This window comes from Metamycoplasma gateae (genome assembly GCF_036352135.1).
GTDB classification, from domain to species: domain Bacteria; phylum Bacillota_I; class Bacilli_A; order Mycoplasmatales; family Metamycoplasmataceae; genus Metamycoplasma; species Metamycoplasma gateae.
The window spans coordinates 298,840-314,517 of the sequence record NZ_CP143578.1 but is presented as its reverse complement, the minus strand read 5'-3'; the positions used below and the strand labels follow the sequence as shown (position 1 = coordinate 314,517).

At 24.2% G+C, this 15,678-nt stretch carries 11 protein-coding genes and 1 other RNA gene; 11 read left to right on the top strand and 1 reads right to left on the bottom strand.

Features of this window, described 5'->3' with window-relative positions:
* Positions 1-86: 86 nt before the first annotated feature.
* The 9 genes from uvrA to V2E26_RS01455 all read left to right on the top strand — a co-directional run bounded on the left by uvrA (position 87) and on the right by V2E26_RS01455 (position 10,924).
* Positions 87-2,915 (top strand): excinuclease ABC subunit UvrA, encoded by a 2,829-nt coding sequence (gene uvrA / locus V2E26_RS01495; RefSeq protein WP_330463678.1) that lies wholly within the window; start codon positions 87-89, stop codon positions 2,913-2,915.
* A gap of 69 nt (positions 2,916-2,984) precedes the next feature.
* A complete protein-coding gene (gene lgt, locus V2E26_RS01490; RefSeq protein ID WP_330463677.1) occupies positions 2,985-3,935 on the top strand; it encodes a prolipoprotein diacylglyceryl transferase in 951 nt (316 codons plus the stop codon).
* 28 nt (positions 3,936-3,963) lie between these two features.
* Positions 3,964-4,887, top strand: a complete 924-nt coding sequence (locus V2E26_RS01485) for an NAD(P)/FAD-dependent oxidoreductase (protein ID WP_330463676.1) — start codon at positions 3,964-3,966, stop codon at positions 4,885-4,887.
* Positions 4,888-4,893: 6 nt separating this feature from the next.
* The gene (locus tag V2E26_RS01480) at positions 4,894-6,462 is read left to right on the top strand and encodes a hypothetical protein (protein WP_330463675.1); all 1,569 of its coding nucleotides are present in this window, start codon (positions 4,894-4,896) and stop codon (positions 6,460-6,462) included.
* A 6-nt stretch (positions 6,463-6,468) separates the two neighbouring features.
* On the top strand, positions 6,469-8,019 hold the full coding sequence (locus tag V2E26_RS01475; protein ID WP_330463674.1) for a hypothetical protein: 1,551 nt from the start codon (positions 6,469-6,471) through the stop codon (positions 8,017-8,019).
* 195 nt (positions 8,020-8,214) lie between these two features.
* Positions 8,215-8,817: a 30S ribosomal protein S4 gene (rpsD, locus tag V2E26_RS01470; RefSeq protein WP_330463673.1), complete on the top strand. Its 603-nt coding sequence runs from the start codon at positions 8,215-8,217 to the stop codon at positions 8,815-8,817.
* A gap of 137 nt (positions 8,818-8,954) precedes the next feature.
* Positions 8,955-9,080 (top strand): hypothetical protein, encoded by a 126-nt coding sequence (locus V2E26_RS01465; RefSeq protein ID WP_330463671.1) that lies wholly within the window; start codon positions 8,955-8,957, stop codon positions 9,078-9,080.
* Between the two features lie 1,125 nt (positions 9,081-10,205).
* Positions 10,206-10,300, top strand: an RNA gene (gene ffs / locus V2E26_RS01460) — signal recognition particle sRNA small type.
* A gap of 12 nt (positions 10,301-10,312) precedes the next feature.
* The gene (locus V2E26_RS01455; protein WP_330463670.1) at positions 10,313-10,924 is read left to right on the top strand and encodes a hypothetical protein; all 612 of its coding nucleotides are present in this window, start codon (positions 10,313-10,315) and stop codon (positions 10,922-10,924) included.
* 61 nt (positions 10,925-10,985) lie between these two features.
* On the opposite strand, the gene V2E26_RS01450 is transcribed toward V2E26_RS01455, so the two are convergent.
* A complete protein-coding gene (locus tag V2E26_RS01450; protein WP_330463669.1) occupies positions 10,986-12,779 on the bottom strand; it encodes a hypothetical protein in 1,794 nt (597 codons plus the stop codon).
* Between the two features lie 277 nt (positions 12,780-13,056).
* Between V2E26_RS01450 and V2E26_RS01445 the strand changes: the two genes are divergently transcribed.
* A complete protein-coding gene (locus tag V2E26_RS01445; RefSeq protein WP_330463668.1) occupies positions 13,057-13,974 on the top strand; it encodes a gamma-glutamylcyclotransferase family protein in 918 nt (305 codons plus the stop codon).
* A gap of 4 nt (positions 13,975-13,978) precedes the next feature.
* Positions 13,979-15,664 (top strand): GIY-YIG nuclease family protein, encoded by a 1,686-nt coding sequence (locus V2E26_RS01440; protein ID WP_330463667.1) that lies wholly within the window; start codon positions 13,979-13,981, stop codon positions 15,662-15,664.
* The last annotated feature ends 14 nt before the right edge of the window (positions 15,665-15,678 follow it).

The following is a 15,678-nucleotide window of genomic DNA, read 5'->3' as shown; positions in this document are numbered from 1 at the left end:
TTTTTATTTTTTATAATACTTTAAATCTTAGTTAATTAAAATTAAATTAGTTATTTTACATTTTATTAAATATAATTATATTTAATATGAAAAACAAAATAGTAATTAAAAATGCCAGAGAAAATAATCTTAAAAGTATAAATTTGGAAATACCTAGAAATCAATTTGTTGTATTTAGCGGTCTTTCAGGTTCGGGTAAATCTTCACTTGCTTTTAATACCATATATGAAGAAGGAAGAAGAAGATATGTTGATAGTTTATCAAATTATGCAAGACAGTTTTTAGGTGGGACTAAAAAACCTGATGTTGATAGTATCGAAGGATTGAGTCCGGCTATTTCTATCGAACAAAAAACAGTTCATAATAATCCAAGATCAATAGTGGGAACTGTTACTGAAATATATGATTATTTAAGATTGTTATATGCGAGAATAGGTAAGCCTTTTTGTCCTAATCATAAAAAAGAAATTACTGCTCAAAAAAGCAAGGATATTATCAATCACGTTTTGAATCAAAAAGCTAATTCAAAAATATTTATATTATCACCAATTGTGAATAATCAAAAAGGTTCGTTTGCAACAATTCTTGCAAAATTGAAAAAAGAAGGGTTTTTAAGAATTAAAGCAAATGGCGAAATATTAGAACTTGAAAATGATATTAAATTAGATAAAAACAAAAAATGAACCATAGATTTAATAATAGATCGTTTTACATTGTCTAATGATATTGAAATAAAATCACGTGTTGCTGAAGCGATAGAAATTGCTTTACAATATTCAAATGGTTTAGTATCTGTTGAAGTAGTAGGCGGAAACAAAAATACATACTCAATTTTTCACAGCTGTGAACACGGCGATTTTGATATGCCAAAAATTGAACCAAGATTATTTTCATTCAACTCACCAAATGGGATGTGTTATAAATGTAAAGGTTTAGGAATCTTACAAAAAGCATCTTGAGATTTAATTTGTCCTAATAAGGAATTATCGATTAACCAAGGAGCTATTTTATTTTATAAAAATTTTATGAATACCCCTAATATGGAGTGACAAGAATTTGATAAATTACTATCTTTTTATAATATTGATAAAGACCTGCCAATAAATGATTTAACAAAGGAACAACTTGAAATATTAAAATTTGGTTCTTTTGAAGATATTTCATACACAATTATTTCTGAAAGTGGAAATAGATATGAAAGATCTAAACATATTGAAGGTGTTTGTGAAAAAATAGAAAGAAAATACATTGATACTTCATCAAACGAGGCAAGAGTTTATTATTCAAAGTACATTTCGGATATGCCTTGTGATGAATGTAAAGGCAAGAGATTAAATAAATTTGCTTTAGCCACAAAAATCAATAATTTAGATATTTATGAAATTTGTAATAAATCAATTGAAGAATTACAAGAAGTATTAAATAATATTGAAATGTCAAATATCGAGAAGGAAATTTCAAATTTAATATTAATTGAATTAAAACATCGTATTGAATTTTTAATAAATGTTGGATTGCAATATTTAACATTAAATAGAAAGGCTGAAACTTTATCAGGAGGAGAAGCTCAACGAATTAGATTAGCTACTCAAATAGGAGCAAATCTAACAGGTGTATTGTATGTTTTAGATGAACCATCAATTGGACTTCATCAAAAAGATAATGAAAAACTTCTTAATTCACTTAGAAAAATGGTTGATATAGGTAATTCATTGATAGTTGTAGAACACGACGAAGATACAATTAGACAGGCTGATTTTATTGTTGATATAGGCCCAAAAGCTGGTGAACACGGTGGGATGATTGTTGAAAGCGGAGATATACAAAAAATTATGTCTAATCCTGACAGTATAACAGGTCAATATTTATCTAAAGCCTTGGAAATTAAAATACCTAGCAGTAGACGATCTGGAAATGGAAAAGTATTAACATTAAAGAATGCTGTTGCGAATAACTTAAAAAATGTAAATGTTAAGTTTCCACTGGGAAAATTAATTGCAATTACAGGTGTATCGGGTTCAGGTAAATCTTCATTAATAAATCACGAACTAGTAAAGGAATTAGATTCATATTTAAACAAAAAAAGTTATGAAGAATCGAATAATAAATTATCAGGTTTTTTAGAAATAGATAAATTAATAAAAATAGATCAAAGTCCAATAGGCAGAACTCCTCGTTCAAATCCAGCTACATATACTGGAGTTTTCGATGATATTCGTGATATTTTTGCTAACGTTGAAGAATCAAAAATAAGAGGATATACAAAATCAAGATTCTCATTCAATGTTCCGGGTGGAAGATGTGATAAATGTGAAGGGGATGGGGTTATAAAAATTGAAATGCATTTTCTACCAGATGTTTTTGTAACTTGTGATCACTGTGATGGACAAAGATATAATTTTGAAACTTTAGAAGTAAAATATCATGGAAAATCAATTAACGACGTTTTAAATATGACTGTTGAACAAGCGTATGGTTTCTTTGTTCAAAGAGCAAAAATTAGAGAACAGTTACAAGCTTTATTAGATGTTGGATTGGGATATATCAAATTAGGTCAAAATGCAACAACATTGTCGGGTGGTGAAGCACAACGTGTTAAACTTGCAACTTATTTACAAAAAAAACCAACCGGCAAATCATTATATATCTTAGATGAACCTACAACAGGGCTACATCCATATGATGTTCAAAATTTATTGAATGTCCTAAATAGAATAGTTGATAATGGCGATACTATAATTGTTATTGAGCATAATTTAGATGTTATTAAATGCGCTGATTATATTATCGATTTAGGTCCAGAAGGTGGAAAGCTTGGTGGTAAGATAATTGCAACAGGAACTCCAGAACAAGTAGCTGAAAATGATAATTCTTACACTGGTATGTATTTAAAGAAAATTTTAAAAAATTCTTAATAATCCAAAATTTAAATATAATTTATATAAATTATTTTTAAATAAAAAATCAAAATAAAGGAGAAAGGTATGAAAGATTATGCAGGAATAAGCTTGCAAGTAGGCCCATTTTATGTTTATTCTTTAACAATGATGCTTGGAATGCTAGCTTCAATTCTTACTGTATATTATTTTTGAAGAAGAGAAAAGTATTCTTTTGAACAATTAGCAATACTAATCTTCATAGCATTACCGACCGCTATCATCGGAGCTAGATTTGTTTTTGTTATCCAACAGTTGATAGAATATAAAGGATGGGCTAATGGGCCGTGATATAAAATGTTCTATGTATGGGAAGGTGGATTGTCAATCCATGGTGGTGTTATAACTGCAACCATATGCTGTGTTATCTATATCATTTTTTCAAAAAACCCAAAAAGGATTGATCTTAAAAAGGCATTTTCAATTATCCTACCTGCAGTTTTAATAGGTCAAGTTATAGGTCGTTGAGGAAACTTTGCAAACCACGAGGTTTATGGGCAAGTTATGAGTGAAAACTCATTAGCATTCAAATTATTACCTAAATTAATTAGAGATCATATGTATATCAATGGTAATTACCGTATGCCTTTATTCTTATATGAATCTATTGCTAACTTCTTTAGTTATATTATTCTAGTTTGAATTCTTAATAATTACAATTGATTAAAACCTGGAACAACCGGTGGTTTATATATACTATTCTACGGAATTTTACGTTTTGGAATGGAACCATTACGTGAAGACAGCTACAACATTTATAAAGTAATATCAGCTTTATACATCATCGTTGGATTATTATTAACTGTTATTTTTGAATTTGTAGTTAAGTTAAATTACAACGTATATAAAGTTTATAAATACAACAAAGAATGAACTCATAAATTCTTTTACTTTATTGTTTATGAACCAAAAAATAATAAAAAACGTTTATTTAAAAGTAGTTTTAATGCATTACAAAAAAATGATGAAAAAGAAAATATAAACGTTAGCACAAGCTAATGTTTAATTTTTTATAAGGAGATAAATTATGGATAAAAAATTTGATGTTTTAATTATTGGTGCTGGACCTGCAGGATTAACAGCAGCTTTATATCTTTCAAGAAATAATTACAATGTAGGGTTTATTGAATCATATGCACCTGGAGGCAAAATGGTTCAACAATCAAAGATAGAAAATTATCCAGGCTATGAATTTGTTAGTGGAATTCAGTTATCAATAAATATGTTAAATCAAGCTAAAAATAACGGTGCTAAACAAATATATGGAAAAGTAGTTGATATAAAAAATGTTTCCGATAATGAAAAAGTTGTAATCTTGGAAAATAATGATGAATATACAGCAAAAGCTGTAGTTATAGCGAGTGGAATGGTTAACTTAGTTCCTACTTCTGTTGAAAACATTGAAAAGTTTAATAATAGAGGAGTTTCATACTGTGCCATCTGTGATGGAGCACTATTTAAAAATCAACCTTGTGCAATAATTGGTGGCGGAAATTCAGCTTTTGAAGAATCTGTTTACCTTGCATCTACTGCATCGGAGGTACATATTTTTGTACGTGATGAAGTAAGAGCTGAAGCTAGAATAGTTGAAGATGTTAAAAAATATTCAAATATCTTCGTCCATTATAATTCAGTAATTAATAAATTGGAAGGCGATGATAAATTAGAATCTATAGTTGCAACAATTGATGGCGTTGAAACAAAAATGGATATAAAAGGAGTATTTCCATATATCGGATTTAAGCCAGCCACATCATTTATTACAGATAAGGAATTATTAAATGAAAAAGGTTTTGTAATAGTTGATAAAAATATGGAAACAAAGCAAAAAAATATTTTTGCAATTGGCGACGTTATTGAAAAAGACATTAGACAAATAACAACTGCTACAAATGATGGAACCATTGTTGCAAAAGTAATATCATCAAGAATATTAAAAACTCAAGAATAAAAAAATATGAATAAGAAAGACATTTTAAAGATAGCTTCATTATCAACCTTGCCATTATCAATGGCTTTTTCTATTTCTTGTGATAATAAAGAATTAGAAAAAGTTTCAATAATGATACCATTTGTTGAATCTCATGAAAAAAAGTCTTTTGAAGCTTTTAAAAATGTTATTAATCGTTTCAATCAAACTCTTGATTTAAAATATAAAAATAATCAAATAGAAATTAGAAATATATTTAATAAAAAAGAAATAAATTATAAAGTTAGTTTGGAAATGAATATCAATGATAAACGAACTCCCTCAATAGTTATTTCATATCCATCAATTCTTTCTGAAATTAAACGTAATAATAAACTTTATAAATTAGATAATATTTTAGAAATTTCTGGATTGGATAAAAAAATAGTTAATTATAACAACCGTTTAGGTTTTGATAATAAAGATCAAATTTATAGTTTACCCATTGGTATAAGCTCAGAGATTTTGATAATAAATAAAAAAATCTTAGGACATTATTTAAACTCATTATATACATATATAATGTTAAATAATATTGATAATCAAAATATCTTAAATTTTAAAAATCTAAAAATGTATAAAGAAATAATAGAAGATTTCAATAAAGAAGAACGTGAATCGTTTAAATTTAATTTTAATAAAGAGAAAATAATAAGTTGAGATTTAAAACTAGATGAGTCAATATTTGAAGAAGATATTAAGTTTAATCGTTTTTGTAAATTAATAAATGAATCAATAATAAAAAATAATTTAGATATTTTATACGTTAGACATGTTGAAAACTTTTTATTTGAACAACTTTTCAAAGAAATTGGTTCAGATTATCAAAAGTACTTTTTAAAATATGATGATAAATATAATTTAAATTATTATCAAGCATTAAATAAGGATGATAATTTCAAAAATGTTATATCTAATTTTTATAATAATTTAAAAGATAAAACTATTAATATCGAAATCAAAAATAAGAATAATATAGAAAGTTTAAACAACCAGTTTTTTACAATTATAACGTCTAGAGTTTTTGATTTTTATAAGGATTTTTTTGAAACAAATAACAAAAATTTTTTAATAAAAAATGTGCCCATAAGAAAAGATGATAAACAAAAAAATGGTTCATATTTTATGCAAGGAACTTTTTTGTCAATAATAAAATCAAATATTAAAGAAAAAAATGAAGTAATAGATTTATTTTTAAGATGGTTGTATGATAAAAATAATTTATTACCATGGGAATATAATAAAAGTGAAGTTCTTTTAAGTCCTATTGAATATTTATCCCTTAGTTTAGGTTATGTATTTCCAACTAATAACTTTTATGAAAAATACAAAAATATTACCAATAACAAAAATGAAGCTTACAATTTATTATTAGATAATATTTTTAATGATAAATTATTTCCATTTACAGATCCAATCGATGAAATTAGTGCTAAATTTAGAGAAAATATAAAAATATTAGCATTTAATAATTTATTATTAAATGCTAAAAATAAATTAAATACTAAGGAAGCTATTTATCAATTTATTTTAAGATTATTAGATTTAATAAAGTAGGTATTTATGAAAACTAAACTTTTTTCAAATTATTTAGAGAATTGAGATTCAAAAGAAACTCAATATTTTAGCGTTAGACACAATAGTATAATTGGAAAAATTGGAGCAGGATTTAATAATTTTAATGAAATAACAATTTTGTTACTATTCGAAGCATTTAACAATATTTTTTCAAAAAATAAATCAATTTCTGCAAATATTTTAGTTGCAAACGATGGAAGTAATAAATACCTTTCTTTTTTTGAAAAACAAATAATTCAAAAAATTTCTAGCAAACAAATTAAGGTTTTAGCATTTGAAAAAAATAATCCTGTAACAGAAGCTTTTTTGTCATTTAGCAACACATTAACTGAATCTTTTTTATTAACAATTTATCTTCATAAATTCAATGATGAAGATAAATATTGCATATCATTTTTTAATAAAAATAATGATCCTTTAAGTAGTGAAATTATTAATTCAATCATTGAAGAGTATAAAGAAATAAGAATGGAATCATTTAAAGAAAATACAACACCAAACCAGTATATAAACTTTAATAAATTATTAAATGAGTATACTAACTATTTACTTATTAATAAATTTACTAATACATCAAATCATATGCTTAAAATAGCAATAATTGATTCACCGCTACAAAATACATTTATAAAAAAAATACTTGGAAAAAACGATGTTGAATATAAGGTTCTAAAAAACAATATTAGAGATGAAAAACCTGAACAAATTAAATACTCTATATTGTTTAAAAATACTTTAAAAAACATTGAATATTTATTTAAATTTTCTTATGATTATAAAAAACTGTTTTTATATAGAAGAGATTATTCCTTCAAATATTCTTTTGTTTATAAATTGATTGATATAAGTAATTTATTATGTAATTATTTATCTTTTATCAATAACTATGTTCAAACAAATGAGGAATTTAAACAAATAAGCAATATTTATGCTTCTCATTTTGTAAAAAAAGAGTATTTAATTAATATCTGTTCAAGATATAAAATTAATCTAGATTTTAGTTGAAAATTCGAGAATAAAAAACATACTGAAAATAATTTTTTATATTTTGATGAAAGCTATAATGTTTATTTAAAAAATAATAAAAAAATTAAATACGATTCATTTATATTTTTTAATATCTTGATCGATATGCTAAATTACTATCAAACTCAAGGAATGAAATTTGAGGATATAAATAATCAAAATGTTAATGAAAGTAATAAATTAATAATTAATGAATTTGAATTAGAATGTCATGAGTTAAATATTACAGATTTTGAAACAAAATTATATATTCAAGACACAATAGCTTTATTAAAAATTTCATCGATTGAAAATATAAAAGATTATTACAAAAATAACAACGAAAAATATATCGCAAAAATTAATTTCCACAAAAATGAATGAATGGGAATAAAATATAATTTTTCAAATTCAAAATTAGTTTTCTTAGTTCAAGAAAAAGAAAAAACAAAAGGGAACATTGCAAAAAAAATAAAGAAATTTATGCAAAAGTTTTGCCTAAAATACAAAACACCGTTAGTAAATTTTTAAACCAAATATATAATATTTGGTATTTTTTTTAAAAATATTGTATAATTTTGACGCATTGACACAGCATAATAATATTGTTTAAATGTTTTTTCTTTGTTTTAAATTTGAAAGTAAGTAAGCTGTATGCCGAAATCATTAGAGAAAAAAATATAATCGAGAATTATTAAATTGTCTTTGCATATTGAAAGGAAAAATATGTCAAGATTTTTAGGATCAATTTTTAAAAAATCTAGAAGATATGGAACATCTCTTTTAGAAAATAATAAAGAATTCACAAAAGGTAAAAAAAGAACAACAGCTCCTGGACAACACGGTGCTAAAAGATCTAAACCATCAGATTACCAATTACATATGTATGAAAAACAAAAAGTAAGATTTATGTATGGTTTAAATGAAAGACAATTCAAAAATTTATTTAATGTTGCTTCAAGAAAAGGCGGAGTTACAGGTACAAACTTACTTCAATTAGTTGAGTCAAGATTGGATAACCTAGTATTTAGAGCTGGATTTGCACGTACAAGAGCACAAGCAAGACAATTTGTTAACCATAACCACGTTATTGTTGATGGACACAAAGCAAACATTCCTTCAATGATTATTAAACCAGGTTCAGTTATCGAAATTAAAGCTTCATTAGAAAATAATGCAAACTTAAAAGATGCATTAGAAGTAATGACAACAGCTGCATGATTAACACGTGAAAACAATAAAGTTACATTTAATAGATTACCTGAAAGAAACGAATTTGCAAAAGAAATTGATGAATCATTAATTGTTGAGTACTACAACAGACGTTAATAAAGTGTGCACTATTGCACATTTTTATTTTTTTATGTTATAAATTAAAACCAAAATATTTTTGAAATTTATATATAAATTGAGATATAAAAAAAGAATTATATTGAAAATAAAACTGAATTTAGACGGAAATAAAAATGAATAAATCAAAAAAACTAATGTTATGAATTGATATACCAACAGACCTAGTTGCAATAACTGCTGGAACAACAACGGCAGTTGCGTTAATAAATAAAGACGAAAATATTGAATTAAAAGCTTAAAAAGAATAAATACAATAAAAAAATAGAAGAATTAAATTCTTATTCTTCAACTGATTTAGCAGATGAAAAATATAAAGGTATTAAAGATGAATTAGAAGCATCAAAGAAACAAGCTATTTCTAAAATAAATGAAAATAGTGGAAAAAAATATCATGAAGAAGCTACAGTTTTATTAAATTCTGCTCTTGAAACAGCTAGAAATAAAAAAAGCTCAACACAATCAAAAAGCAGAACTATTTAATGCTTCAAAAAAATAGTATGAAAATAAATTAGCAGAAGTTGAAAACTATTCATCAACGAAATTATCTAGTACAAAATATGCTATTTTAAAATCGGAATTAGATTCAAAATTAACTGAAATTAAAGAAGAAATTAAAAAAACAGGAATCAATCACAAAAGAATTTTACGATGAAAAACTTCTTTATTAAGTGAAACGTTCAATAAAATAGTTGAAAAGAAAATTAAACAAGACACAGAATTAGAGGCATCAGTAAAAGCTTATGAAGCTAATCAAAAGAAGCAAATGATTTAATTACTTAATTAAGTCAAGAAAAATATGAAGAAATTAAATTAACTTTAGAAACTGAAAAAAATACTGCAAGTCAAGGTATAAATGATGATAGTTCTAAAGAAGACTTCGATCTTGCTACTCAAAAAATAAGTGAAGCTATTGCTAAAGCTAAAGAAGATAGAACACAAAAGGATCAAGAAATTGCAAATAAAGAAATAGAAGAGCAAAAGCAAAATACGAAGAAAAGTAAAATAAGCAAACGAATTTGCAACAGTAGATCTTTCAGATAAAAAATATGAAAACGTTAAATCTAAACTAGAAAAGAAATTAAAAGAAATAAAAGACCAAATAGATACTGCTGAAGAAAATTCAAAAAACAAAGAATTTTATGAAACAAAAGAAAAAGAAGTAGCTGTAGCTTTAGATAAAGCTAAGAAAGAAAAGAAATCAGAAGATGATAAATTAAAAGCTGAAGGCATTGGTGTTGGTGATTTTCTAGATGGTGAAGATTTGTAATAAAAAAATATAAAAAAGTTTTAACACAGTTTATATTAAACTGTTATTTAACAAAAAAAGCAGAACAATAGATTAATCAATAAAAATATAGTATAATTATTAAGCCATGAGAACAGCAACCTTGTAAACTGGTCAGGATAGAAATATAGCAGCCATGTCGAGAAGTGCAGTGTCTTGTGGTTTTTATTTTAAAAAGGAGAAATAATGATTTGTTCAACATTACTAAGTCCTGTAAAAAATCAAGAAAATTATTCGATTTATCCAATTTTAGAACTTGGCGATTTTGTAATTTATAAAAAAGTTTCCAACATTAAGTTTTATAATTCAATTTCTGTAAGCAAGTATTTAAAAAATGATAATGAATTGAATGATATATTTTTTGAGGAAAATGTTTATTTTATTAGTTCGTATAAATTATTTTTTAAAGAGTTTGAAAAAGATAATCAAATAATAATTAATTTACAAAATCATAATCGCATAAATGAATTTAAGTTAAACCAACTTAATAATTTATTAAATATTATCAAAGACAATGGAAAAGGTGGAGCACTTATATTATTTGATAATCATGGCGATAAATATATCCCTTATTATATTTTTGGAGATCCTTATATGATCGAAGAAGAAGCAAAAATATTAATTGAGAAACAAAAAAATGCAAATGATTTAGATTCGCAAATTTTTATATACGATAATTTTGTGAATAAACTTAAATTAGCAAATGAAACCTTTTTAGATAAAAACTCTCAAATAAGTTACTTTATTAATACGATAATTGTTATGAATATAGAAAAAGCAATTTTTAATTTAAACTAGGTTAAATTAAAAATCAAGGAGATATTAATCCTTGATTTTTAATTATGAGAATTGAACTGTTTTATTCAATGTTTCTGTCTAAAACTTCTAAGAATTTCTTTAAGTTTTCTTCAATTTTATCTTCTTCTTCAGTTTGGCCGTAGTTGAAGTATTCAATAATAACTTCGTTTCTTAAAATTTCTTTTAAACTTAATTTGTTAGAATATATTTCACCTATTAATTTTAATAAGTATTGATTTCTTTTTACAGCTTTTTCAACATCTACGTTATTTGCTTCAAAGTATTCATTATATTTTTCTATAACTCTTTGGTCATTGATGTGTTGGAATAGCTTTTTAATTAATGGAGATTTAATTAAATATTGTTTATTGAATTTTTCAACATCTTTTTCTGCAAAGAAACCTGAAAATAGATGATAGAAACTAAAACCATTTGCTCCTTCTAAGTTTTTAATACCTTCACTAAAGTTAAATAGTGGGCTTGTAAAGTTGAAAACATTAACAAAGTGTGGATGTACTGCAACATCATTTTGTTTATCGTCAAATCAATTTAAAATAAAAATATTTTTATCATTGTGTCTGTCGATTAAAATTGGATTTAAATGAGCATTATTTTCTGTTGTAAAATCTTCTTCTTTGAATTCGTATTCAAAAATTTGCTCAAATGGTCTGTAGTTTTCATCAGAATATATAAATGATAAAGCAAAGTGTGGTCCGAATTTGTGTTCTTCACTACTATCTAATTCATCATTTTTTTCAAATCTATTTTTAAAATAAACTTTTTCTAATTCTTCTTGGTCATCAGCAATTGAAATTAAGTATTTAATGTCTTCACTTGCTTTTTGAATTTGTTCCTTGGTTGAAACAAATAATAATCTTAATGCTTGTGTTTGCATAACTAATCTTGCAACACTTGAATCTTCTGTTTTATGAATATTGTTTTTATCAGCTTCGATTATATCTTTATATTCTTTTAATGTTACATTTAGTAATTGATTTTTTAATTCAACGCTTTCATTAAAGTTATCTTCAAGTTCTTTAATTTTTTCAACATTAACTGCTCCTAAGTATTCATTTCTAAATTGGTACTTAATAGCTTCATCAAAATCTGCTTCGTCAGTTAAATGAGCATCAAAGAAATGTTTTTTAATTGATTCAACATATGTATAACTGTCGATAAAGTTTTCGATTTTTTCTTGATCTTTGTGTTTGTTGAACTCTTCTTTTATAAATTCTTTTGCATCTTGTGAAAAGTAATTTGAAGCTTCTACATTGTTTAAAAATGTTTCTCTTTCTTTTGCTATTTCTTTTGTTGATTTTAAAGCTTCAATAACTTCTTCTATTGTTGTTGAAGACTCAATAGCTTCTTTTAACTTATTTTTTTCTTCTTCTGTGTATCAAGAATCTAGGTTATTTACGTAATTTGAACCAACTAATTTAGCTTTTTCTAAGTTCTTTTGAGTAGCAAGAACTAATTTTTCATTATTTAATGTTTCTGGAAGTAAAACTTTTTTACCTTCTTGATAATAAATATCACTAAAATCATCTTCAGTGTAATTTTTCTCTTGAATTTTACTGTTTAAAATATCTAATTTACTTTTTAATTCTGAAATTAGTTTTTGTTCTTCTAAAAGTTCTAATAATTCAACTTCTCTTTCTAAATTCAGTGATTTATCTAAAATAACGTCAGCTTCTATGTTTAATTCTTTAAGTTCTTCTTCAAATTCATTCTTTTGGGCTTTTGGTTCATTCTTATTAACGCAACCCTTTATTAATGGAGCGATACTAAAACCTAAAGCAGTTGCTGCACCAACAGATAGAAAACCTAATAATATTTTTAGTTTTGTTTTTTTCATTTTTTACCTTAATCCTAATTGATTTTTTTTATTTATTATTTAAAAAATTATAGCAAAATAAAAAAAAAAAAAACTTTTTTGAGTTTTTGTATTTTTCTCATTTTCTTTTAAAAAATATATTTCTAAAAGAAACCAAAACAAAATAAAAATTCCATAGTTTTAAACATTAAAAAATCATAATATTTTATTTTTAAGTTTTAAGATTTAAAAACCAAAATATTAAATATAATTTAATAATACAAATATTTTTTTATCATTATTTTTTAAGGAGTACATAATGGAAAAAGAACAAAAAATATATTTATTTTCATACGGAACAATTCAAGATGAATTATTTTATAAAAATTTATTATCACCGAATGTTATAAGAAAACCAGCGATTTTAAATGGTTATGCGAAGTGTGTGGATGAAACAAATTATTTCTTATTAAAAAAAGATATTGCTCACCAAGTTAAAGGAACTGTTTTTGAAATAACAAAAGAAGAGCTATTTATGATTGATAGATGAGAAATGTTTCCACAATATCAAAGATTTCAGGTCAATGTAATTACTACAGATACAAACGAAATTATTGAAGATGTTTATGTTTATACTAAATTGGAATATGGTAAATATTATCTTGCAACTGATGATATGGTATTTTCTAATTCGCCAAATGAAAATGAGATGAATTTAAAAGCATTTATTGAATTAGAAAAACAAAACGAACTTTTCCCATTGGTTGATAATGCGATATTATATGAATTAAATGATGATGAAATGGAAAAAATAAAATCATTAACTCATCCATATTTTGCTTTAATTTTAGATGATAAAACAAACAAAAATTATTTAGTTGAACCATATGCTGTTTTAGCTATGAAAATTAAAGAGAAAAATTATGGACTTTTAATTTCAATTGGAAGAAAAAATAATTTAAACAGCATTTTCTACTACCGTGCCTTTGAAGACAAAATTGAAAATGTAAAAATAACAAGAGAATTCAAACCATTATATAACTTTGATATAAGCTTCTTACAAGATAAAACCCCACTTAAATATATTAATTTAAGAAGAGATTTGCAAAGCAAAGAGCCTAAATTTGGTATTTATGATAACAAGGCATATGAAATTATTTTAAATGATTTTGATATTGATCCATTCAAGAGAATAGATATTCTTGTTAATGCTCTTGAAGATAATTTAGATAAGTAAAAATATGATAGATAAAGATTTAATAAAAAAAGTATCTACAAATCCAGGTGTATATTTTTGAAAAGATAAGAATCAAAAAATAATATATGTTGGCAAGGCTAAAAATCTTAAATCTAGAATGAGCCAATATTTTGATCCAAATATGAGAAACTCATACAAAACACCTAAAATGTTGGATGAAGTTTCTTCTTTTGAAACAGTCGTTTTTCAAACAGAAATGGAAGCTATCATGTTTGAAACTAACATGATAAATAAGTATAAACCTAAGTACAATGTTATGTTGCCCACACAGGCAACTTTTCCTTATATTTGTATTACAAAAAGTGATAAAAAAATTACCATTAAATTAGTTAATAATTATAAGAAAACTAAAAACTCCTTATATTATGGACCATTGGTAAAACATAGTAAATATAAATTACTAATGGATTATTTGAGAAGAATTTTACTTTATGAAAAAGGTTTACCAATTAAAAATTTTTCACAACAGAAACTTGATGAGACATTTGAAAAAGCTAAGAAAATAATAAAATTTGATAAAGATTTTAAAAATGAATTGATAAAAAAAATAAATTACTTTTCAGATATTATGGATTATTCATCGGCCGCTGATTACCAAGAAATACATAATTATCTTTATAAAGAAGAAAATAAACAAAACTTACAATTAAAAGGAAAAAAAGATATTGACGTTTTTGGAATATATGAATATAAAGAAAATTTGTTTATAACCATTATGCATTATCGATCTTCTTTTCTAATTTCAAAGACAGATTTTCAGTTTGAAATTCAAACAACAATAGTTGATACATTTTCTAACTTTATTGAAGATTATTATAAAAAAAATCAAATTCCATATTCTATAATATTACCTTTTAATTTTAAAAATTGCTTTATTAATGAAGAAATAAACAAAAGAATAAGCAAAGAAATTTATTTAAGTAAAAAATTATTAGCTATAGCAAATGAAAATGCTAAAAACGATATTGAAAATAAAATTAAATTAATCAAATCTAAAAACAATACCACTCAAATAGTAAAAAAAATGACAAATCTACTAAAAGCAGATTTGTCAAAATTTGTAATCTTTGATAATTCATTTATCGCTAGAAACAAAGAAGTAGTAGGTGCTGCATTTGTATATCATAACGGATCTATTTTAAGAGAATTAAAAAGAGCTTTTATATTAAAAAAAGATTTTTTTGGAAACTCAGATAATTATTATATGGAACAAAATGCTCAAAACTTTTTAAAGTATTACCATAAAAAAATTGAAACAATTTTAGTTGATGGTTCAATCGAACAAATTAAAGCTATTAAAAAAATATTGGATGATTTAAAAATAGAAATAAAAGTATTTGGATTAGTTAAAAATAATAAACATACTTTTTCAAAAATTATCGATCAAAATTTCCAAGAAATCACAATTGAAGATGAAGAAATTATAAATTTTTTGACAAAAATACAGTTTGACGTTGACCAATATGCAAAAAAATGATATAACAAGAGACATAATAAAAATTTAATAACTAGCCCTTTAACAAATATAAAAGGAATTGGGCAAAAAACAGAAGAAAAATTACTTGATTTTTTTGGCTCATACGAAGAAATATTAAAATCAGATTTAAAGACGCTAACAAAGTTTGTATCATTAGATATTGCAACAGAAATTTTGAAGATCAAAATATAAAACAATTATTTTTT